General features: G+C 41.1%; 22 protein-coding genes. 5 read left to right on the top strand and 17 right to left on the bottom strand.

The features are described from left to right. The first annotated feature begins 201 nt into the window (after positions 1–201). Positions 202–3,273 (top strand): efflux RND transporter permease subunit, encoded by a 3,072-nt coding sequence (locus tag PQ511_RS18575; RefSeq protein ID WP_273853432.1) that lies wholly within the window; start codon positions 202–204, stop codon positions 3,271–3,273. Positions 3,274–3,457: 184 nt separating this feature from the next. Further along, on the top strand, positions 3,458–5,986 hold the full coding sequence (gene mprF / locus PQ511_RS18580; protein ID WP_273853549.1) for a bifunctional lysylphosphatidylglycerol flippase/synthetase MprF: 2,529 nt from the start codon (positions 3,458–3,460) through the stop codon (positions 5,984–5,986). Between the two features lie 187 nt (positions 5,987–6,173). Here the strand turns inward: mprF and PQ511_RS18585 are convergent, their stop codons facing one another. The 14 genes from PQ511_RS18585 to PQ511_RS18650 form a co-directional block, all read right to left on the bottom strand. Continuing rightward, the gene (locus PQ511_RS18585) at positions 6,174–7,022 is read right to left on the bottom strand and encodes an ABC transporter permease (RefSeq protein ID WP_273853433.1); all 849 of its coding nucleotides are present in this window, start codon (positions 7,020–7,022) and stop codon (positions 6,174–6,176) included. After that, a complete protein-coding gene (locus tag PQ511_RS18590; protein WP_273853434.1) occupies positions 7,012–7,932 on the bottom strand; it encodes an ABC transporter ATP-binding protein in 921 nt (306 codons plus the stop codon). The genes PQ511_RS18585 and PQ511_RS18590 overlap by 11 nt, the downstream gene beginning before the upstream one ends. A 19-nt stretch (positions 7,933–7,951) precedes the next feature. Next, positions 7,952–8,494 carry a DUF2812 domain-containing protein gene (locus PQ511_RS18595; protein ID WP_273853435.1) on the bottom strand — a complete coding sequence of 181 codons (543 nt, stop codon included), beginning with the start codon at positions 8,492–8,494 and terminating at the stop codon, positions 7,952–7,954. After that, on the bottom strand, positions 8,491–8,829 hold the full coding sequence (locus PQ511_RS18600; protein ID WP_273853436.1) for a PadR family transcriptional regulator: 339 nt from the start codon (positions 8,827–8,829) through the stop codon (positions 8,491–8,493). The genes PQ511_RS18595 and PQ511_RS18600 overlap by 4 nt, the downstream gene beginning before the upstream one ends. A 235-nt stretch (positions 8,830–9,064) precedes the next feature. Continuing rightward, positions 9,065–9,679: a hypothetical protein gene (locus tag PQ511_RS18605; RefSeq protein WP_273853437.1), complete on the bottom strand. Its 615-nt coding sequence runs from the start codon at positions 9,677–9,679 to the stop codon at positions 9,065–9,067. Beyond that, positions 9,676–10,170 (bottom strand): NUDIX hydrolase, encoded by a 495-nt coding sequence (locus tag PQ511_RS18610; protein WP_273853438.1) that lies wholly within the window; start codon positions 10,168–10,170, stop codon positions 9,676–9,678. The genes PQ511_RS18605 and PQ511_RS18610 overlap by 4 nt, the downstream gene beginning before the upstream one ends. Before the next feature lie 40 nt (positions 10,171–10,210). Beyond that, positions 10,211–10,522, bottom strand: a complete 312-nt coding sequence (locus PQ511_RS18615; protein WP_273853439.1) for a hypothetical protein — start codon at positions 10,520–10,522, stop codon at positions 10,211–10,213. Next, positions 10,519–11,058, bottom strand: coding sequence for an AAA family ATPase (locus PQ511_RS18620; RefSeq protein ID WP_273853440.1), 540 nt, complete (start codon positions 11,056–11,058; stop codon positions 10,519–10,521). The genes PQ511_RS18615 and PQ511_RS18620 overlap by 4 nt, the downstream gene beginning before the upstream one ends. Beyond that, positions 11,058–11,663, bottom strand: a complete 606-nt coding sequence (locus PQ511_RS18625; RefSeq protein WP_273853441.1) for a hypothetical protein — start codon at positions 11,661–11,663, stop codon at positions 11,058–11,060. Before PQ511_RS18625 ends, PQ511_RS18620 begins: the two co-directional genes overlap by 1 nt. 77 nt (positions 11,664–11,740) lie before the next feature. Continuing rightward, on the bottom strand, positions 11,741–11,935 hold the full coding sequence (locus tag PQ511_RS18630; RefSeq protein WP_273853442.1) for a hypothetical protein: 195 nt from the start codon (positions 11,933–11,935) through the stop codon (positions 11,741–11,743). Further along, a complete protein-coding gene (locus PQ511_RS18635; protein ID WP_273853443.1) occupies positions 11,932–12,534 on the bottom strand; it encodes a nucleotidyltransferase family protein in 603 nt (200 codons plus the stop codon). Before PQ511_RS18635 ends, PQ511_RS18630 begins: the two co-directional genes overlap by 4 nt. Next, on the bottom strand, positions 12,535–12,993 hold the full coding sequence (locus PQ511_RS18640) for a DUF4871 domain-containing protein (RefSeq protein ID WP_273853444.1): 459 nt from the start codon (positions 12,991–12,993) through the stop codon (positions 12,535–12,537). It lies immediately after the preceding gene. 24 nt (positions 12,994–13,017) lie between these two features. After that, on the bottom strand, positions 13,018–13,215 hold the full coding sequence (locus PQ511_RS18645) for a DUF2197 domain-containing protein (protein ID WP_273853445.1): 198 nt from the start codon (positions 13,213–13,215) through the stop codon (positions 13,018–13,020). Positions 13,216–13,565: 350 nt separating this feature from the next. Continuing rightward, the gene (locus PQ511_RS18650) at positions 13,566–14,036 is read right to left on the bottom strand and encodes a GNAT family N-acetyltransferase (protein WP_273853446.1); all 471 of its coding nucleotides are present in this window, start codon (positions 14,034–14,036) and stop codon (positions 13,566–13,568) included. A 251-nt stretch (positions 14,037–14,287) separates the two neighbouring features. Here PQ511_RS18650 and PQ511_RS18655 point away from each other — a divergent pair, with 251 nt between their 5' ends. Beyond that, on the top strand, positions 14,288–14,851 hold the full coding sequence (locus PQ511_RS18655) for a PadR family transcriptional regulator (RefSeq protein ID WP_273853447.1): 564 nt from the start codon (positions 14,288–14,290) through the stop codon (positions 14,849–14,851). After that, a complete protein-coding gene (locus PQ511_RS18660) occupies positions 14,832–16,415 on the top strand; it encodes an MFS transporter (protein ID WP_273853448.1) in 1,584 nt (527 codons plus the stop codon). Before PQ511_RS18655 ends, PQ511_RS18660 begins: the two co-directional genes overlap by 20 nt. 39 nt (positions 16,416–16,454) lie before the next feature. Here the strand turns inward: PQ511_RS18660 and PQ511_RS18665 are convergent, their stop codons facing one another. Both PQ511_RS18665 and PQ511_RS18670 read right to left on the bottom strand, forming a co-directional pair. After that, positions 16,455–17,102, bottom strand: a complete 648-nt coding sequence (locus PQ511_RS18665) for a pentapeptide repeat-containing protein (protein WP_273853449.1) — start codon at positions 17,100–17,102, stop codon at positions 16,455–16,457. Positions 17,103–17,211: 109 nt separating this feature from the next. After that, complete coding sequence (locus PQ511_RS18670) at positions 17,212–17,703, bottom strand: CBO0543 family protein (RefSeq protein ID WP_273853450.1); 492 nt, start codon at positions 17,701–17,703, stop codon at positions 17,212–17,214. A 249-nt stretch (positions 17,704–17,952) separates the two neighbouring features. Between PQ511_RS18670 and PQ511_RS18675 the strand changes: the two genes are divergently transcribed. Next, positions 17,953–18,864: a cation diffusion facilitator family transporter gene (locus tag PQ511_RS18675; protein ID WP_273853451.1), complete on the top strand. Its 912-nt coding sequence runs from the start codon at positions 17,953–17,955 to the stop codon at positions 18,862–18,864. Positions 18,865–18,910: 46 nt separating this feature from the next. Here the strand turns inward: PQ511_RS18675 and PQ511_RS18680 are convergent, their stop codons facing one another. After that, positions 18,911–20,242 (bottom strand): GntP family permease, encoded by a 1,332-nt coding sequence (locus PQ511_RS18680; RefSeq protein WP_273853452.1) that lies wholly within the window; start codon positions 20,240–20,242, stop codon positions 18,911–18,913. Positions 20,243–20,392 lie beyond the last annotated feature (150 nt).

Consider the following 20,392-nt stretch of genomic DNA (forward strand, 5'->3'; position numbering starts at 1 on the left):
AGCCCTCACCATTCACTCCTCTGACAAATTTTCGTCACACAAATAATTCCTATGGGCACACTCATTTCTTGACATCCTGACCGAAGTCCGTAAAAATGACTATTGAGTCAAGCACATTCAAACTTTATATTTCAATAGATTTGGGGTATAAATGACATCAGAATGACCGACCAGTCGAAAACAAACCGAGGAGGCTCTTCTATGCTGAAATGGATTCTACAACGCTCCAAGCTGTTCATGATCTTTATTCTATTATTTGTCATTGTTGGAGTGTTTACTTTTATTCAACTTCCACAACGTGAGATTCCAGAAACAACGGTAAATATCGGAACAATCAGTACCGTTTACCCTGGCGCCACGGTGGATACCGTTGAACGATCGATCACGAACCCAATCGAGTCATCACTAAGTTCGATTGATGGAATTGCTGAAGTAACCTCATCCTCTGCCGCCGGCTTTTCCAATATTGTTGTGGAAGTCGCGGAAGGTGAAAGCAAAAAAGAAGTCTTTGGCGATGTTCGCCAGGCTGTATCAGATGCCACTACTTCATTCCCAGATGAGGCCTTTGAACCAGATGTAAACGAATCAACGGCGAAAATGCCGATTGTTTCCTATCATCTTACGAGTGACAACCGAGAAGACCTCTTATCTCTTCAGGAAGAATTAAATCGCTGGAGTGATGAAGTTGAAGAATTATCAGGTGTGTCAGGCGTAACGATCAAAGGACTACCTGAAGAACAAATTTTAATTGAATTAAAGCAGGATGAATTAAAAGATTCTGGACTAAATGTAACAGATGTACAAGGTGCGATTAACAATGAATACTATCCAACTCCGCTAGGTAAACAGGAAATGGACGATGAAGTCGTTCAGCTTTCTGTTGAAAACTACGATTCTCTAGATGAGATGGAAGAGTTATTTGTTGGGAAAAACCCTGAAGGCGATGCCGTTTATTTAAAAGACATCGCTACAGTCGAAGTTCAACCAAAAGAATTGAAAGATATCATTACATTTGAAGGCAAACCCTCCGTTTCCTTCACGGCTTATGTAAAATCAGGAGAAGATATCCCAACCGTAGACGAACGTGTGAGTGACAAAATAGATGAGCTCTCAGAAGGACTCCCTTCTAACGTGGAACTCGAGCCTTACTATTCCCAAGCTTCCATCGTAACGGATATTTTTGATGGCTTATTCTTATCACTAGCTATTTCGGTGATTGCGGTTATTGTAGCTACGTCGCTTGGACTTTCTGGATCTGGTGCCCTTGTTGTTGCACTAGCGGTTCCAATTTCCGTCCTAATGGGCTTTATTCCACTACCTTTCGCAGATGTTGATCTTAACCAAATTTCCGTCATCGGATTAATCATCGCACTCGGTATTATCGTCGATGACTCGATTGTCATTAACGATAACATTCAGCGTAGATACAAGCTTGGTGACAAAGGTATGATGGGAGCAGTCAATGGCGTTAAAGAGATTTGGGTTTCGATCGTCACCTCTTCTCTTGCGATTGTGTTTACGTTCCTGCCACTTATTTTCTTATCAGGTGGAAACGGCGCCTTTATTCGCGCATTGCCTACGGTTCTTATTACAACCATTATTGCATCCACGCTCGTTGCTTTAATTTTTGTACCTATTTTGCGCTATTTCTTCAGCAAACGCTCGAAGAAGCCAATGTCCGATGCACCAGGTTTATTAGGAAAACCGTTAAACAAGCTTGCTGATGTATACGCAGATAAGCTCCTAAAGAATTTTTCAAAGAAACCGATTCTTGTTTCCATTCTTGGACTTGTTCTGACGACTGCGATTTTTGGCTTAGTCGTGTTAACACCATTTGAGTTCTTCCCAGCAGCAGATAAGGAAGAAGTAACAGTGGATGTAACATTACCAATTGGAACGCCGATTGAAGAAACACACGATACGCTTCAAGAAATTGAAGATCGATTAAAAACTGATGATGGCGTTTATGAAACGAGCGTCTTTACCGGAACAGGAACTCCTGGGCTATTCAATAGCTCTCTAACAAGTACTGGAGAAAATACTGGCCAAATTGTCGCTCGCGTTGATCGAGAAAATCAAACAACACAAGGGTTAATTGATGATTGGACCGATAAATTAAGAAACGAATACCCGGATGCAGAAATCTTTATGGAAACCATCCAACAGGGACCGCCAGCAGGAGCACCTGTGACCGTCACCATCTCAGGTCCTGAAATTGATCAATTAATCGATCTTCGTGATACGCTGAAAAGTGACATTGAAGGACTTAAAACAGATCTCGTTGTTGATGATGTTGGTGACTTTGAACCTTCTGTTGAATACGTCCCTGATCGCGATGCACTTGAAGAAAACGGCATTACCGTCAACCAAATTAGTCAGCAAATTCGTCTCGCCACAGAAGGCATTCCATTAAAAGCATTTGATAACGGTGTTGTCAAACGTGACATGAACATCGTTCTCGAAGGAAGCGAAGATGAAGTTGATCTTTCAAGCCTTGAGCTTCCAGCAGCATCTACTGGTGGACAACCGGGACCGCCTGAACTAATCTCATTAGATCAGCTTGTCACGACAGAAGAAAGCGAGCAAATCCAAAAAATTCCTCATATCGACGGAGAACGTTCCATCACACTACGAGCATTCCCGAAAGATGAGGAAAATTATAAAGAAGATGTAACAAAGATTGTGGAAGACCAGCGTGACCAGCTAGACGATCCCGATTACAGCATTACAATCGGTGGTGAAAATGAAGCACAAAATGATTTCTTTGCAGAAATTACCGTTCTCTTCATTATCGTCCTGTTCTTAGTGTATCTATTAATCGCGCTACAATTTAATTCACTATCTCTACCATTCCTTGTACTCGTTGCGGTATACCTCGCGATTGCAGGTGCGATCCTTGGCCTATTCGTCACACAAACACCAATCAGCTTCCTTGGTGTAATGGGTATGGTATCCCTCACAGGTATTGTTGTACGGAACTCGGTCGTGCTCATTGAATTTATTGAGCAGGCACTGAAGAAAGGCATGGATGTAAAAGAAGCTGTGATTGAATCTGGACGTGTCCGATTACGCCCAATCATCTTAACAGCCATCACATCAATCGTTGCCTTAATTCCAGTAGCTGTAAGTGGCGATGCGCTCTTCACTCCACTTGCGGTTACGATCATTTCCGGTATCCTCTTCTCAGCTGTCTTAACGCTGATCATGGTACCAATGCTGTACCTTGTTTTCTACCGATTTAGAGGGAAGAAGAAAACACAAGAAGACATGTAAATCAAAAAGCGTTCAGAGATGTAATTCTCTGAACGCTTTTTTAATGGCAAGATGTTATTTGACTCATAATTGTTTCACCACACACTCTCTTAATATAAACCCGTTCATTTATCTTTTAAATTTTATCTCATGATCACACAAAGATTATTGTAAAATCATATGAAAGGAGTGATGGTTGAAACCAATGATTCACAAAAACGTACTTCGCTATTTAAAAATCATTTTACCAGTTGTTGTCTTCATACTCTCAGTAATGGAAATCCCGTTATTTTTATCAACGATCGATGCAAATCTTCTACTGATAGAAATAAAACGATTTAACATCGGTAAACTAATCCTTGTCTTACTCATCACAATGGCAGCGGTCAGCCCAATGTTTTTATATGACACACTCATTTTGAAATCCGTACAAAGAACGTTTCCGATCAAGCAACGATTAAAGCAGTCATTTATCGTCAATGCTTTTTCAAACGCTATGGGATTTGGCGGCATTATTAGCAGCATGCTTCGCAAATATTTTTACCAAACAAAGCATGACGACCAGCGTCAACTATCGGATCGCCTTGGAAACATGGCCTACTTTTATATTACGGGTCTCTCTTTCCTTGCAGTGATCACATTGATCGTTTACAGAGAGCGTTTCTTACTAATGGAAATCCCCTTACTTTATATCGTGGTGATCGCGGTTGCTCTTTATTTACCCGTCCTCATTTTTTCTTTTATGTGGAACAACAAAGGGCGATCTTTTGCCTCCAAAACCAGGCTTCAGCTCATAGCCGTATCATTTCTTGAGTGGACTTCTGCGTTTTTAGCAATCTGGCTTGTCGCAACCATCCTTAACATAAATATTTCATTCCATGAGCTTCTCCCCCTTTTTGTGATCGCTTCATGCGTTGGGGTTGTAAGTATGATACCTGGTGGAATCGGTTCATTCGATCTCACCTTTATTTGGGGCAGCCAGCTCATTGGTTTACAAAGTGAAAAAGTGCTTTTTCTACTGATCTTGTTTCGAATCGGCTATTTCTTTTTTCCATTTTTACTAGCTCTGATTCTATTCATAAGAGACTATTGGGAAAAGTGGAATGCCAACTGGGATAACCTCCCGCTTGCATTGATGCAGAGACTCAGTCACGCCATCATCACGTTGCTGGTTTTCATCTCAGGTTTAATCTTGCTTTTATCTGCTGCTTTACCAGGAATTATTGATCGACTAAAAATTTTAGAAGAAATGCACTCCATCCCATTTTTCGTCAACCTCTCCCACCAGCTATCCGTCGGAGCTGGCTTTGCTTTACTGGGGTTATCTCGAGGAATTGAATACAAAGTAAAACGCGCCTACTACCTGACGATTGTCGTTCTCTTCTGTGCAGCCGCCTTTACCTTTTCAAAAGGAATCGATTATGAGGAAGCCATTTTTCTAATCGTTGTTGCCCTGATTCTTTACCTGTCAAGAACACGGTTTTATCGTGAAAGTTATGTTCTAACATGGAGCAAAACCCTGATTGATGGATTTGTCATCGTGTTGATAACGTCGATGTATGTGTTAATCGGATACTTCAGTTTGCCGACTTCCACAAAAACGATACCACCGCAGGTCTTGCCTTATCTCATCACGGATTACCATACTTTATTTTACAGTGCACTGATCGGGTTAATCATCGCGCTACTCGTTTTTGTGATTGGGAATGCTGTCATTAAACCAAAAGAACCGATTCAAAATACAAATCAAAAAGATGATCCAACCATATTGGAGCATTTGAACACGTATCATGGGAACACGCTAACACATTTGGTATTTCTTCATGATAAAGCACTCTTTTGGAATTCCAAACGCACGGTCTTCCTTTGCTTTCAGAAATCATCTGATAAACTCGTCGTTCTCGGGGATCCCGTTGGAGAGGAAAAGGATTTTTCAGATACGATCGATGAATTTCAACAGCTGGCAGATATTCAAGGCTTTACACCGGTCTTTTATGAAGTAAGCAATGGCATGCTTCCCCTATTACACGAAAAAGGGTTTGGCTTTTTCAAGCTTGGTGAAGAAGCATTTGTTGAGTTGGATCAATTCACCTTATCCGGTAAAAAGATGAAAGCGCTGCGGGCAGTGAAAAACAAATTTGCACGTGAAAATTACTTGCTTGAAATTGCATCACCCCCTCACAGCGATGCGCTGCTGAATCAGTTAAAGGAAGTGTCAGATGAATGGCTACATGGGAGGAATGAAAAGGGGTTCTCGTTAGGATTCTTTGACGTGGATTATTTGAATAAATCAGAGATCGCTATTTTGCGAGAAAAGGATACGATGATCGCTTTTACCAGTCTTATGCCAGTCTACGACGGGCAGAAAACCATTTCTGTCGATTTAATGCGCTTTAGAAACGAAGCCCCCTCAGGCACTATGGACGTGATGTTTCTTTCGTTATTTGAATGGGCAAAAGCAGAAGGCTATCAATCTTTTAACCTTGGCATGGCACCACTCGCAAATGTGGGTCAATCAAAATTCTCTTTCCTTAGTGAACGAATTGCGGCTCAAATCTTTCTACATGGCCACATCTTCTACCACTTCCAGGGCTTACGGAAGTTCAAAGGAAAATACGCTCACACATGGGAACGCAAATACCTCGCCTATCGAAAGAAATCCTCACTTCCTTTTACGATGGCGCAGGTGTCGCGGTTGATAAGTAAGAAGGGAGGGGGTCAGGTTCGTACCTGACCCCCTTTACAAACAGCTGTCCTTCTCACGTGGACTGTAGTGTAAAAAAGCTGCCTGATTTCCGGCAGCTTTTCGTTTTGGCCAATAAAATTGAGATTTGGCCAATATATGTTGAATTTGGACAATATCTTTCATTTATAGCCAATATCCTGAGATTTTGGCCAATAAACCTCAGACCCCTTCCCAATTAAGCCCACATCCACTTCCAAATCTCTCGAGGGCTGGCGTTTTTTCCATACATCAATATGCCAACTTTAAAAATTTTACCTGCCATCTTCATACAGACCCAGGAAGTTAGTAGCAACAGACCGATTGATACGATGATCTCGCTCCAGGGCCATACTTCCAGTAAAGAGAGACGGAAAATCAAAGTTCCTGATGCGGTAAATGGTAGATAAGAACCGATCGTTGCGACAACTCCATTCGGATTTTCCAAGACAGGAAGAATAAAGAGTGAAAAGGAGAAAGGTAGCATCATAATCATTCCTTGAAAGTTACTTGATGTGGTCACATCTTCCACCGTTGCCCCAAGACCAACTAGTAAGGCAGCAAATAAAAAGTAACCGAGAAGAGCGATGAAAACCAATACGAATGTTTTCGGTACAAACAAATACTTTAAGCTCCCCAACCCAAATTTCCACACAACAAGTGGAAGAGCACAGAAAAGCCAAATGAAGACCTGTGTTACGCCAAGGGCAAAATAGCCGATAATTTTCCCATGCATTAATTCGTGTGGATCCATGGAAGATAAAATCATTTCGGCAACTTTTTCTTTCTTCTCCTTAGAAGCACTCTGAAAAATCAACATCCCCGTTAATAGAACAGACAGAAAGATACTCCCAGAAACAATACCCGGCAACAAACCGGCATTTAACAATGACAGTACTCCACTACTGTCCCAATCTCCTGAAATGATTGGAGGTAACAAGCTAAATCCAATAAGAAGAGCCGGGGTCATGAAAACAGAAATAAGAAAAGACTGATTGGTCATGTTTTGCTTCAATTCCCATTTCGCAACTTTCAAACTATTTTTCATAAGACAGTTCCTTTCTGTCACTTGCAATGCTAACAAAAATGTCATGGAGAGAATTTCGGTCAAGACGAAGCGCTTGAATATCGAGTTGATTGGGAAGTATTTTCAACCAACTAGCAACGTTTATATCCTTTGCTAGATATAGAATAGACGTATTGTCATCTTGCTCAACCCGCTCCACCATTGGAATCTTTTTAAGCTGTGCACAGCTATTTTCCCCTCGGATGGTGCATTTATAATTTGAAAACCGGGCTTTCACGTCATGGATGTTTCCCGTCACAACTTCTTTTCCCTTATGAATTAATAAGAGTCGATCTCCTAGCGTTTCAACAAGATTCATCTGGTGAGACGAAAGTAAAATCGCAGTACCTTGTGTTGCCAAAGCTTTAATCTCTCGATGGAAAAGTTCCTGACTAACCGGATCCAGACCTGAAAATGGTTCGTCGAGAATAAGAATTTCTGGTTCATGAATGATGGAAGCAATAAATTGAACTTTCTGCCCCATTCCTTTTGACAATTCTTCCATTTTTGCTTTTTCTTTGCCTGCTAAACCAAATCTTTTTAGTAGTACCTTCGCCCGCTTTTTTGCGTTATGGATGGGATAATTCCTTAAATCGGCAAAGTATAAGAGAACATCCATCACTTTCATATTTTTATAAAGACCACGTTCTTCAGGCAAATAACCAATTCGTTCCGGCGGGACTTTTTGTACACGCTTACCCTGATAAAGCACTTCTCCTTCATCAGGATAAAAAATTCCTAGAATCGATCGAATCGTCGTTGACTTCCCAGCCCCATTCGGTCCGAGAATGGCCATAATCTCTCCCTTTTTCACTTGAAAGGAAAGATTATCAACGATCGTCTCTTGTTTAAAGCGCTTGCCAAGTCCTTTAACCTCTAACACGACTGCCATCTCTTTTCACCTTCCACTATTAAAAATTGTGTTTCTCTAACTTTTTTAATTTATAACGATAAGCGAGATAAGGCATTCCAGTAAAAATCAACACAATAATAGTAGGATAACTAATCGCTTCACTAATGACGCCTATTCCATTAGGAAGAAGTCCATTTTTACTACTGACCGAGACTACTATTAAAAATAGGGCAACAAGAAGGGCGGAGACGGCAACTTTTTTCATCGATTTACTTTCTCGCTCATATTTCTCCATCTCAGATTGCTTGTCAGAATAGATCGGATTTGTGCCCGGGGCAGCTTTAAAGATATGCATTTCTCCTGCGGAACAAACGTGAGTCCATCCCGCTTCTTGAAAATAGCTAAAATACTCTTCATCTGCTTCCTTTTGATAGTCTAGTGAGTAGATTACACTTTCGGGCTCTCTTTTCCGTAAAACAAAACCGAGGAAGGCAAACTTTTCTAACATCCAGCCTTTTTGAGCATGGTCACTGAGTTTCTCCATCTCTTTCTTTTCGGAGAATGCGAGCCCACTACTCATGAGATACTTTTTCTGCTTCAATTCTCCCACTCTCCTTTATTCGTCAGGATCTCTTCTCCATGCTGAATCATCATCCGCTTTCGTTGAATTTCATTTTTTACAAGCTGTATCCCTTTTTCGGTCGTTACGTATACTTTTTTCTTATCGCTCTTATCGTGAAGCTCAATTAAATCTGCTCCAAGAAGCTTTTTAATCGTCGTATACATAGATGCTGGCCCGATGGTTATCGCTTGATTTGTTAATTCTTCAATCGTTTTCATAATTAAATAGCCGTGTTTCGGCTCCATAAGGGAGAGGAGAATATAGTAAGACGTATCCGTTAACTCCCCTACATCAAGAGAATCATTTCTTGGCATTTGGTTCCTCCTACTTTATATCGTTTAATGATATATCAATAAATGTAATATATCAGGTAATGATATATAAAGCAACTACAATTTGGAAAATAAAAAGTGCGCTGCACGGAGAAAAAGCCACCGGATTTCCGGCAGCTTTTCGTTTTGGCCAATATATGTTGATTTTGGACAATATATTTCATTTTTAGCCAATATCCTGAGATTTTGGCCAATAAACGCCTTACTAAGCTAGCATTTACTGCATCTCTTTTTTCTTTTCAGTGATAAGGATCTTTAATAGTAAAACATCGCTGTCCTCTTGAATCATTTTCTCTACATCATCCGGATGATTCAAATCAAACTGCCCCATCTCGTTCGATGTTGTACTCCGATAGACTGCCAGTACTTTTTCTTCATCTAAAGAGATGTCGACTTTTTTATCTTTGAAGGCGTAGTCCCAGGTTGCCATCGAACTTTCGAGCATTGGGACCCCACTCTGGTTTTGCGGCTCTAGACTCACACCTGGAGCATAAAGGAAATACAAAGGTTCTTGATTCGTTGGTGTCATCATCCCAAATCCTAAATGGCCTTCCACTGTTCCATTGTTTGGATCTTCACCATAAATTAAATCGACTGGTTCGCCTTCTTTCTTTCCATTTTGATAATGCTCCACCCAAAGCTTTACCCTTCTCTTATCTGCTTGTTTCAGTTCGAATTGAAAATCAAACAACCTTCCCAAAGAGAGATCCTCAAATGTTTTCACATAATCGGATTCTGGTACAGGTTCAATTTCAGCCGCTGGATTTTGATTCGCACAGCCTGCTAGCAAAAGGGTCGCCATGACAACGAAAAGGGTCCATCTTTTCCTCACTTCTTCTCCTCCAATTTAAGCGCTGCATCAAGAATCGCCTGATAGACCTCATTCCACTCTTTGTAATAGAGCTTTACATGGGCAGGATTAACAAACCTACGATCTCCTGATTCGTGTCTCGCTTTGAAGGGGAGCACCTCAGTAATTTTCATATGATAAAAAAGTTGATAACCTACTTCCGGATAGGAACGATGTTGACTCCAATTCGGATTATCTCGATGATCAACTGTTAACGAACCAATGAATTGACTAGCACCTTTTACATACCCTTCTTCCATTACTTCACGTGCGAAACAATCTTTTGGTAACTCTCCTTTTTCCACGTGTCCGCCTGGAAAGTCCCATCCTCTCTTCTTTAAATCAACTAAAAGAAGCTGATTTTGATAAAAGCAAAACCCATGAACGCTCGTAACCACCCCGTCAGAAGGCAATAGTGCTTTACTATTCCAATGCAGTTTTACTTTATCTTGACCCCAATGAACGATTGTCATCCTATCCATCACTCCTTTCGTTAGGGCATTATTAAGCAAGTCATTGAATAATCGGAGGATCACCTGCCTCTGGAAGCAAATAAACAAACACAAATAATAAACTTATGAATAGCCCTATCAACACAACGAGTATGGATAGAGTAGTATGCTTCGTTTGATAGTAACCGAGAATTCCAAATACGAAGCTACAAACTCCAATAGCGAATTCTCCTATTGCGACCGGAAGTAGCGAACCATGTATCATCCATGAAGTTCGAATACCGTTTAGAACAGTAACGAATAGGAGGAGGATAACTTGCAACGATAAGCCTATGAATGGAAGAATGTTGCTAGCACCTTTGTTTGTAGTCATGTCTCAATCACATAATCCGCCTTCTCTACTGGCCGAACCTGCTCCAAATAAAACCTCTCAGCCTTCCAATACCGTTCCTCAAATTTCTTTACGTTTTGCTGAGTAGCTGTTGATTCTCGCTGAAACCGTACTTCTTGTGCACAATCCAGGTAGACAACCTGATCAAACGCCTGTCGCCACTCACTTCTTTGCAGAAAGACTCCTTCAATCACGATCACGTCAGCATCACTCTTTTGCTCCAAAAGCTCTTTCTTCACCTTCTCGAGATCCCACTGTAAAAAGTAATATTCCATCCACTCTTGATGCCCCGTGTTGTACCTTCGATTTCGTGGTTCAACGTAATCATCCAAATGATAAATAACCGTACAATACCCTGATGACTTAAAAAAATGCTCTAGTTTGGAGACAAAGGTCGTTTTCCCAGAACGACTTAACCCATCTACACCTAACACAAAAGGGGGGATAATTGGGCTTTTCGGTAATAACTTAGTTAGATCAAACTCCGACAAGCTGAATCGGGTCGCTTCGATGTTCATCACTCTCCCTTCAAAATCATTATCTCTTTATTTGCTAGCACAAGAACTTTATTGCCATCTCGCATTCTTAGTCGTGCCTCGCCTTTTCGATAGGCTTCAACCTCATCCCAAGTAAATGAAAGATTCGTTTCATAGATTTTCGTATATACCATGGGAAAGTTCTTTTTGTACACAAAAAGATCCCGATGGCTGTCATTCCCCGGGTGAATGCCTGGTAAGTTCCCAAGGCGAATCAAATAGTCGTCGCTCATTTGATCAGTTTGAATAGCTTTTACTTCTCCGCCAGTCGAAACACTATTCACGATCGTAAGCGCTCCATAGAATGCTAGAGTGAGCATGATACCGATGAATAAGAAGAATTTGAAGAGGCGTTGCTTTGGTAAACGAAGGATCCTCACTGACCAGATGATTAGAAAAAGAAGATCCCAATAGAAAAAGGATGGGGCAAGGGGCTCTTTATAGAAGTACACCGTGTGGTTATCGATGCTACTGAATAACATAACTAAGCGTAAGAGGACATAAATCGTGCTAAGCAAATAAAACGCGAGTCTACTCTTTTTCCAAACACTTTTCATTTTATCGCCTGCTATCAATGAACTTGTCATACATCGTCACACCACCAAAATAGGCTGGGACAACGAGAACTATAAACACGATGCCCTCGACTTTTTCGTTTAATCTTTTAGATTTTTCTTTTATAAACCTTTGAGTCCCAGCACCTAGAAAAGAATTTATGTACAATAACGAGAATCACGGCGTATAGAAGATTGTCAGCAAGTTGAAGTTCACCCTTCTGAAAAAAATCGAGCATACAAAGGAGAATGAGCGCTCCGGCAAACAACACGACGTATGGATACCGCTTGCTTTTTTGCTTCATTCTCTCTCCTCCCATGGAATAATTTTAAGCTCTGGCCAGTGCGCTAACCATTTTGCTACTTTCGCTTCATATACCTCTCGTGAAATCAATCGCTTGTTTGGACGCACGATTAACCCGAACAAATCATGCAAACCATATGGCGCATAGACCTTAAAGGCACCTTTTTGGTCGATTTTCGCACCGATGGCCGTTGCTGTCGTTGGCCAACTGTTAATGGCGTCTTCAAGTGAAGAATAAGGTTCAATCCGCTTTCCAAACTTCTTCTCATACCAAAGGTGAACACGCGCTTCATTTTTGGCATCAATTTTAAAGGGAGATAGCAAGCGCTGCATCCGCTTCTCAATGACGATTTCTTTCTCTTCACTTAGATTCATCTTATCGTAATACACAATATCTAAGTCATGAATGCCATATTCAATCGGACGATTCGTTTGATTATTCCAGACCGTTTGGACAATGCATCCTGCTCCAAGATAAGCGTGATCAAATTCCTTTTGTAACACTTCGAGCGCATGTGGTATCGCACGATTCAGTGCTAGAATGCGCTCGAGTGCTTCTATTAGTTCGTGAATATCTTTGCTTTTCAATGATTGTGCCACTTATTCTACCTCCACCACGACCGTTCCAAATAATTCACCGTCCACATAAGCATCCAGCTCCCATCTTCCCTTTGAAGGGAGTTGCATGGAAGAAGGGGTATGAGCATCTGCTCCATTGTTCGGCCCACCTAATTCGCTAGATTCGAAAGCAACGATTTCTTCATTTGTCTCCTGATTGTGACCGATGACTTTAAACGGCCCGTCCAGTTCACTCTCTTCTCCCCATAAATGCCACATGTACTTGTTTGGCTCTCCTGCTTCAAACGTTGTTGCATCATCGTAAATAAAGCCAAGTTTTCCTTTTTCTCCAATCATCGTATAGGATCCTGATGTAAAGGTGTCACTAACCGCTAATTCAGATTCCTTCTGAACAACCTGCTTAGCTCCCGCATTTTCCTCGTCACTGCAGCCAGTTAAAAGAATGAAGAGCAATGGCACGATTTTCAACCAGTTTCTCAAGCCGTTTCATCTCCTCCAGTCCTTTTAACGTAAAAATTTATCATACTGGTCGATTTGGTCAGGATGAATGCCAGTGCTTTGCTGGGCTTCACGCTGCATGGACTGATTGCATGCCTGACAAACGTAGCTTGATTCTGGATTTTGCTTTAGTTTTCGAAACTGTGGATCAGACGGCTTCACCTGGAACTTCTTCTTACAGAAAAAACAATTTTTTTCAAGCATCCATATTCCCCATTTCAAATAGTGACGTATCACTATACATTTCAATAAAAGGGAATAAATTCCTTCAGCGTCGTTTCCCTTTTACGACGAAGAATTACCTTTTCTTTCTACGAATGATGATAATGGTAGTGATGACGATCAAGAGTAAAAAAAATCCTTCCTCCAACTCCCTCACCTCCGCTAGGTACCCTAAATGAACCGGGGTTATAATAGAACTTACGAACCAAAGGAGAAAACGTTTCAAAATAAAGAAATCGCACTTGGTCAGTGCGATTAGCGTAGTACGAATTAGGCGTAGCGATTAAGAATATCTGTCAGCTGGATTACTTCGTCTGTCATAAAGTGGACATTTATATTCGCTTCACGAACACGACTCGCTCTTTCCCCGGACCGTCATAATTTGAGTGAACCGCAATGCCATTCACAACGCGATTACCGCCTTCTATTTCAAATCCCATCCGAATGTGGTAGGCAATGGAATTTTTATTAACTGGGGAGGTCACGCAGCGCACCAGGCTTCTGCCGTATAGCTTCATCGTATGAAAGAAAGATTCATAGAGTTGACGACCAATATGATTGCCTCTATGTAAGGGATGAACCCCAACAAAATGGATATACCCTTCGTGAAGATGGGATTGTGAAAGAAACCCAATTAAAAAGCCGATAATCTGCCCATTCTCCTCTGCCACAAAGCTTGTATTCGAAAAATGATCAAAAAATAACTTCGGGAGCATATCTCTCATCTGCCTCCCATCCCACCACTCATTAATAAGAGGAGAGATCGAATAGTAGTCTGACTGCTTCACGTAACGTATGTTCATAAAACCCTCCAATCGGACCTTGTGTAAGTTTGAAATTGTAACTCGTACTGTATGTATCCACTTTCGTCTTACTCACAATTATTTCAAATTATTCCTTATTCCTCAATCACTTCTTTCAACAGGGGGTCAGGTACGTACCTGACCCCCACTCCACATCAATTGACTATTCCAGTTACCAACTATATGATAAGACAGTCAGGTTTTATATCTTAAAGATATAAAAATCCAAACTAAAGGAGAGCGGTCAAGAAATGTACGAATTGTTTATACTTGGTGAGCTAATGGACAAACCAACGCACGGCTACCTCCTTCAGTATGTATTAGATAAAGTGATTGGCCCTAATCGAAAATTAAGCTGGGGCGTGCTTTATCCACTGATCCAACGATTGACGGATGAAGGGTATGTCAAACAAACCATTGATGAAGAAGGCGGCCGCGGGCGTCCTAAAAAAATGATTAGCCTCACCGATAAAGGTCGATTTCGTTTTCACCAGCTTATGGAAGAATCGATTCCCTACGATCAAACGGCAGAGGATACCTTTGATATTAAGGTAAGTAATTTTCACCATGTCAGAAAGGAAGTTCAGCTCGTTATCCTCGACCAGTTTGAAGGTTATCTTTATTTTCTTCTTAAGCACATTGATGATAACGATACGATTATTACGGATAATGCCTCCATTTCTAAGCAAGAAAAGCAAAGCATTCAACGCGTGCTTCAGCGTCGAAGAAAGAAACTGGATGCTGAATTGAACTGGGTTCACGATGAATTACAACATATCAAGGAGGATCTCAATCATGAATCAGACATTACATAACCAACATCCAGATCCGAAAAGATGGTTTGCTTTAGCAGCTGTTTGTTTCGGATTATTCATGGCATTACTGGACGTCACCATCGTGAACGTCGCTTTACCCACAATCCAGGAAGAGTTTCAGTCAGACTTCAGTGAACTAGAATGGGTACTAAACGCATACACTCTTGTTTTCGCTGTGGCACTTATTACCGTCGCCAGACTAGGGGATATTTACGGAAGAAAATTGTTCTTTATGCTGGGACTGATCGTATTTAGCATTGGCTCGCTTCTTTGTGCTCTTGCACCAGACATTATGTCACTGAACATTTTTCGCGGCATTCAAGGCCTAGGTGCATCCGCCATGATGTCCCTTTCCATGGCGATCATTTCTACAACGTTTACAGGAAAAGAACGCGGAATCGCTTTTGGTGTTTGGGGGAGTGTCAGTGGACTCGCAACAGCGATTGGCCCGCTCGTTGGCGGGATTCTAGTCGAAAAAATCAATTGGGAATCCATCTTCTATATTAACCTTCCCATCGGATTAATCGCTCTCGGAATGGCCTACTTTTTTATCAAAGAATCGAAAGATAACCAGGCTTCTAAATCCATCGACTTGTGGGGCGTGCTTCTCATTACCACCGCCGTTTTTTGTTTAGTGTTTGGACTCATCGAGGTCAACCAGCCACAGCTTGATTGGACATCACCACGTATTCTAGCATTACTCGGTGGATCACTTGTGAGCTTTATTGTTTTCATCCTAGTTGAACTAAGATTAAAATCTCCAATGGTTAATCCAAGGATCTTTAAGAATCTAAGCTATTCAGGTGCGTGTATTGCGGCATTCTGTCTTAGTGCAGGCGTGTATGCTTTATTTTTCTATTTAACATTGTTGCTTCAAAACTATTTTGGCTACACGGCTCTCGAAACCGGGATCCGATTTATAACGATTAGTGGCTTTGCTTTAATACTCGGACCCGTCTCCGGCATCCTTTCCAATAAAATTGGCACGAAGCCACTCATTAGCGGAGCGCTCGCGATCCTTTCTGTCGCGGTATTCATGATGACTGTCGTATCGAGTGAGCAAAGCACCTGGACAGCATTAATTGCTGCGTTCTTACTAGCAGGAATCGGGAATGGCCTTGTTAATCCACCCATTTCCACGACAGCTGTCGACACCGTACCAAACCGTATTGTCGGGATGGCATCAGGTGTGAACAACGTATCACGACAAATTGGCATTGCCTTTGGGACGGCTTTTCTTGGAGCAATCCTTTCTAATCAATACGTTGATGCGATCCAAAATAAAATTAGTGGTCTCAAGGCGATTCCAGAGAACGCCAGGCAAGAGATCATTGACGGCGTCTCAGCAGCCGGTCCAATTGCAGGGAGTCAAGGTTTACAAGGCCCCGGGTCTGAGCAATATCAAAATATGCCTGGATTTTCTGAAATTCAGAACATCGCAAAGACTGCATTTGTGAACAGTCTTGATCAAGTCTTTATTGCTGCAGGAATTATTTTAGCGATTGGAGCGATTTTAAGTTTACTGCTCATTCGCAAAAGTGATTTTCTTAATGATAAGGCCTAAAAAAAGGAGGGTTCCGGTACATACCGGCCCCTCCCTTTTTTATTCCACTACCGTTAATCCTAGCAGTTTGGCAAACCCAATCGCCTGATTAGGTGAAACTTCACATCCTTCTAACGTTTCAAAATCTACATGAAGACGTTCAAAGGTACACGTGCTAATGTCCACTCCCTTTAAGCGGGTTTGCACAAAGTTCGCTTCATTTAAATCACAAAAAGCGTAAACTGTTTTGATAAACTGACTCCCGTGATAGTTGGCATTTTGTAACGAAGTGCCATGAAACCGAACTTGCTTCAAACGCGCATCCACAAAACTACTGAAATGGGCCATCCCATTTTCAAATGTCACATGACCAAGATTCACTTCAGTAAAGTCTGTCCCCATTAGTTTGCAGTCCTGGAATTTTACACGGTGGATAATCCCTTCACTGAAATTCACATTTGAAAGGTTACAATTCTCAAAAATCACATCTGTGAGATCAATTCGAGGTAACGTCGTATTCGTAAACGTCACATTTCGAAAAACAACATTTGAAAGAATGGCTCTTTCAAGTTCCACATCCTCGACTGTTTCTCCCGTAATCTCACAATTCATTAAGGTGTAATCTTCATCATTAAAAATCGCTCGAAAGCTTCCTTCTTCTAATACTCTTGGAATTTTAGGTCGATCGACCTTCACTTTTTGACTCATCCAAACACCCTTCGCTTTGTTCTCTCATCAGTAGAACAATACCATAACACTGAAAGGGAATTGTAGACTGTTATTTAGAAGATAAGTGTGTACAATCCGAGAAGGGAAGCTAGTTCCCTTCTGTTTCACTGTTCTCAAATTCATTTTTATAAAACCATTTGTAAAAAAGTCTTGAAATAAAATTGGTGATTCCTAATGAAAGGAAACTATAATACCACTTCCATTTCACATACTTAATCAGGTTCGTATAACGTTCCGCTAATACTTCTCCACCCGTGATTAACCCGACGTGAAAAAGATAGTAAAGGAACTGAATGACCTTATTTCGTTTCTCTGGATAATTTAAATTGAAAATGGCACAAAAAGACGGATATATGAAATATTCAAATGTAAAACTACTTTTATTCGATTTTCTCATAAACCTTACAGGATATTTGATTAATCCTTTCTCTACCACCCACAAACCTAAAAACCAGGTGAGAAATTGTTTGAAAAACATTACGACAATAACATGTCTTATTTTGTTTTTCGGAACAAAACGAACGAGCAATACAGCAGTGATTAGCCAGATACCATACAGGATACCTCGATCCTTCGACAATTCTCACACCTCCTCTATTCTATTACTGTTTCCGAAAATAGCACTGTAATACATTCGTTTGTAACATCATTCAATTCCTTTTATGTGATGGGTCCGCAGGAGATGGATAATTGTCTTTATTAGGGGTCAGGCTCGAGCCTGACCCCACTTGACCCCACCCTGTTTAAACCACACAAATATGTGGTACAATCAATATATGAACACATAATCATATTATACACACAAGGAACACTAACTGGAGGTATTACCATGGCACACAATCATTCTCACGATCATGATCATCACCATTCAGCTAATAAAAAAGCGCTCTTCATTAGCTTTCTACTTATCGCTTCTTTTATGATCCTTGAGGTAATAGGGGGATTTGTTACAAATAGTCTTGCGCTTTTATCCGATGCGGGACATATGCTGAGCGACACGGTAGCCCTAGGCATGAGTTTGCTTGCATTTAAGCTTGGCGAGAAAGCATCCGATAAGGACAAGACCTATGGGTACAAACGGTTTGAAATTCTAGCTGCTTTCTTAAACGGTATTGCTCTTATTGCTATTTCTTTCTATATCCTATGGGAATCTGTTAATCGCTTTATCGATCCTCCTGATGTAGCTAGTACAGGCATGTTGATTATTGCGACGATTGGTTTTATCGTAAACGTTCTAGTGGCTTGGATCTTAATGAAAGGTGATACTTCAGAGAACTTAAACTTACGAAGCGCTTTTTTACATGTTCTTGGCGATTTATTAGGTTCAATTGGTGCTATTATCGCCGCCCTGCTCATCATGTTCGTCGGCTGGAATTATGCAGATCCGATCGCAAGCTCAATCGTAGCTGTTCTTGTTTTACTCAGTGGGATTCGAGTTACAAAAGATTCCTTTCATGTCTTAATGGAAGGAACACCTTCAAATATTGATCTAGAAGAAGTGAAGGAAATGGTAACCGGTTTAGATGGTGTAAAGTCAATCCATGACGTTCATATTTGGAACATCACTTCTGACTTCCCTGCATTCACGTGTCATCTTGTTGTCAAACAAGGTTGTGACCGTGATGAACTCCTTCAACTCTTAAATCAAAAACTACATGACCAGTTCGATCTAAGTCACACCACCGTCCAAATGGAATGTGACACATCCGAAATCAAGCATCAAGAAAAGAACTGCAATTAAAAAAAGAAAGGGGGTCAGGCACGTGCCTGACCCCCTTTCTTTTTTTCTATACAAACATATTCAAAATTAAAGCTCCGGCAAACGCTGTAAAGGAAAGTACCGTTTCAAGCACAGTCCACGTTTTGAACGTTTCCTTCACCGTTAAACCTAGATATTCTTTCACCATCCAGAACCCAGCATCGTTAACATGTGAGAACATCAGTGAACCTGCACCTGTTACAATAACAAGCAATTCTAGGTTAACTCCTGACATCGTTGCGATAATCGGTGACACAATTCCTGCCGCAGTTGTTAAGGCAACCGTTGCAGAACCTGTCGCGATTCGGATCAAACCTGCGATCATAAAGGCTAGCACGAGCGGGGATAAAGAAAGATCCTGTGAAAGGTTACCAATGATTGTACCAATTCCGCTATCAATCAGGATTTGTTTAAACCCACCACCTGCACCGATGATCAAGATGATTGATCCTACAGGTAGAATACATTCTTCAACGTACTTCTTAATTTGCTTTTTATCGAGGCCCTGACGGAAACCAAGGAAATAGAAAGCAAAGAAACAAGAAAGTAACAATGCCACAAGTGGACTACCGATAAATTCTAGAACACCTTCAGCCCCACCTGGTAAAGGTAGAAACGGTGCAAACGTTCCTAATACAAGAAGGAAAACCGGCATAATGATTGTTGTAAACGAAATGCCTGTTCCTGGTAACGTCGATGGATCCTGCTGATCTTCGACTTTAATCAAATCCGGCTCGCCTACAGGTACAACGCGTTTGTTAATCCACTTTGCAAATACCGGACCACCGAGAATACCGGCTGGAAGCGCTATTATGAGGGAGTATAAAAGAACTTTACCAAGATCTGCTTCATAAATCCCAATTGCTGCAACCGCACCTGGATGTGGCGGAATCAAGCCGTGCACAATCGACAAACCAGCGACTGCCGGTAGCGCAATTAATAAGATGTTTTTCTTCGTTGCTTTTTGAATCGAAATAACAAGTGGTAATAAGATTAAAATACCAACTTCAAAGAATACCGGAATACCGATAATGAATCCTGAGAAGAACATCGCCCATGGCAACTTCTTCTCGCCAAAGACCCGAATAAAGAAATTGGCAATCTGTAATCCTGCCCCGGATTCAGACAATAGTTTACCAAGAATGGTTCCAAGTGCTAAAATCCCGACTAAGTGACCGAGTACGCCACCAACACCGGTTTCATATGATCCTATAATATCGACCCATTCCATGCCAGACATGACGGCGAGGAATAAAGCCGCTACCGTTAAACCGATAAACGCATGCCATTGAAATACGGAAACGCCGACAATGACAATGGCAATCGAAATGACTGTGATTGCTAAAAGATATATTTCCATGTGAACTCCCACCTCTTCTAAAATAAAGGAGATTTTCAATGAATCACTGAAAACCCTTCCAACTTCCTTTATTATAGGAATTATTATTTCATAAATCAATGAAAACGTTTAAAAAAATTTTCTGAATAATTGTCAACTTAGTAAACTAGC

It is taken from the genome of Guptibacillus spartinae (assembly GCF_028610625.1).
GTDB lineage: Bacteria > Bacillota > Bacilli > Bacillales > Guptibacillaceae > Guptibacillus > Guptibacillus spartinae.

What these genes read in the sequence shown, in the direction of transcription:
- PQ511_RS18615 (WP_273853439.1), bottom strand. Translation starts at nt 10,522, where the DNA reads ATGACTACAAACAAAGGTGCTAGCAACATTCTTCCATTCATAGGCTTA.
- PQ511_RS18660 (WP_273853448.1), top strand. Translation starts at nt 14,832, where the DNA reads ATGAATCAGACATTACATAACCAACATCCAGATCCGAAAAGATGGTTT.
- PQ511_RS18575 (WP_273853432.1), top strand. Translation starts at nt 202, where the DNA reads ATGCTGAAATGGATTCTACAACGCTCCAAGCTGTTCATGATCTTTATT.
- PQ511_RS18655 (WP_273853447.1), top strand. Translation starts at nt 14,288, where the DNA reads ATGTACGAATTGTTTATACTTGGTGAGCTAATGGACAAACCAACGCAC.
- PQ511_RS18585 (WP_273853433.1), bottom strand. Translation starts at nt 7,022, where the DNA reads ATGAAAAATAGTTTGAAAGTTGCGAAATGGGAATTGAAGCAAAACATG.
- PQ511_RS18620 (WP_273853440.1), bottom strand. Translation starts at nt 11,058, where the DNA reads ATGAACATCGAAGCGACCCGATTCAGCTTGTCGGAGTTTGATCTAACT.
- PQ511_RS18590 (WP_273853434.1), bottom strand. Translation starts at nt 7,932, where the DNA reads ATGGCAGTCGTGTTAGAGGTTAAAGGACTTGGCAAGCGCTTTAAACAA.
- PQ511_RS18625 (WP_273853441.1), bottom strand. Translation starts at nt 11,663, where the DNA reads ATGACAAGTTCATTGATAGCAGGCGATAAAATGAAAAGTGTTTGGAAA.
- PQ511_RS18680 (WP_273853452.1), bottom strand. Translation starts at nt 20,242, where the DNA reads ATGGAAATATATCTTTTAGCAATCACAGTCATTTCGATTGCCATTGTC.
- PQ511_RS18645 (WP_273853445.1), bottom strand. Translation starts at nt 13,215, where the DNA reads ATGCTTGAAAAAAATTGTTTTTTCTGTAAGAAGAAGTTCCAGGTGAAG.
- PQ511_RS18600 (WP_273853436.1), bottom strand. Translation starts at nt 8,829, where the DNA reads ATGCCAAGAAATGATTCTCTTGATGTAGGGGAGTTAACGGATACGTCT.
- PQ511_RS18610 (WP_273853438.1), bottom strand. Translation starts at nt 10,170, where the DNA reads ATGACAATCGTTCATTGGGGTCAAGATAAAGTAAAACTGCATTGGAAT.
- PQ511_RS18675 (WP_273853451.1), top strand. Translation starts at nt 17,953, where the DNA reads ATGGCACACAATCATTCTCACGATCATGATCATCACCATTCAGCTAAT.
- PQ511_RS18665 (WP_273853449.1), bottom strand. Translation starts at nt 17,102, where the DNA reads ATGAGTCAAAAAGTGAAGGTCGATCGACCTAAAATTCCAAGAGTATTA.
- PQ511_RS18630 (WP_273853442.1), bottom strand. Translation starts at nt 11,935, where the DNA reads ATGAAGCAAAAAAGCAAGCGGTATCCATACGTCGTGTTGTTTGCCGGA.
- mprF (WP_273853549.1), top strand. Translation starts at nt 3,458, where the DNA reads ATGATTCACAAAAACGTACTTCGCTATTTAAAAATCATTTTACCAGTT.
- PQ511_RS18650 (WP_273853446.1), bottom strand. Translation starts at nt 14,036, where the DNA reads ATGAACATACGTTACGTGAAGCAGTCAGACTACTATTCGATCTCTCCT.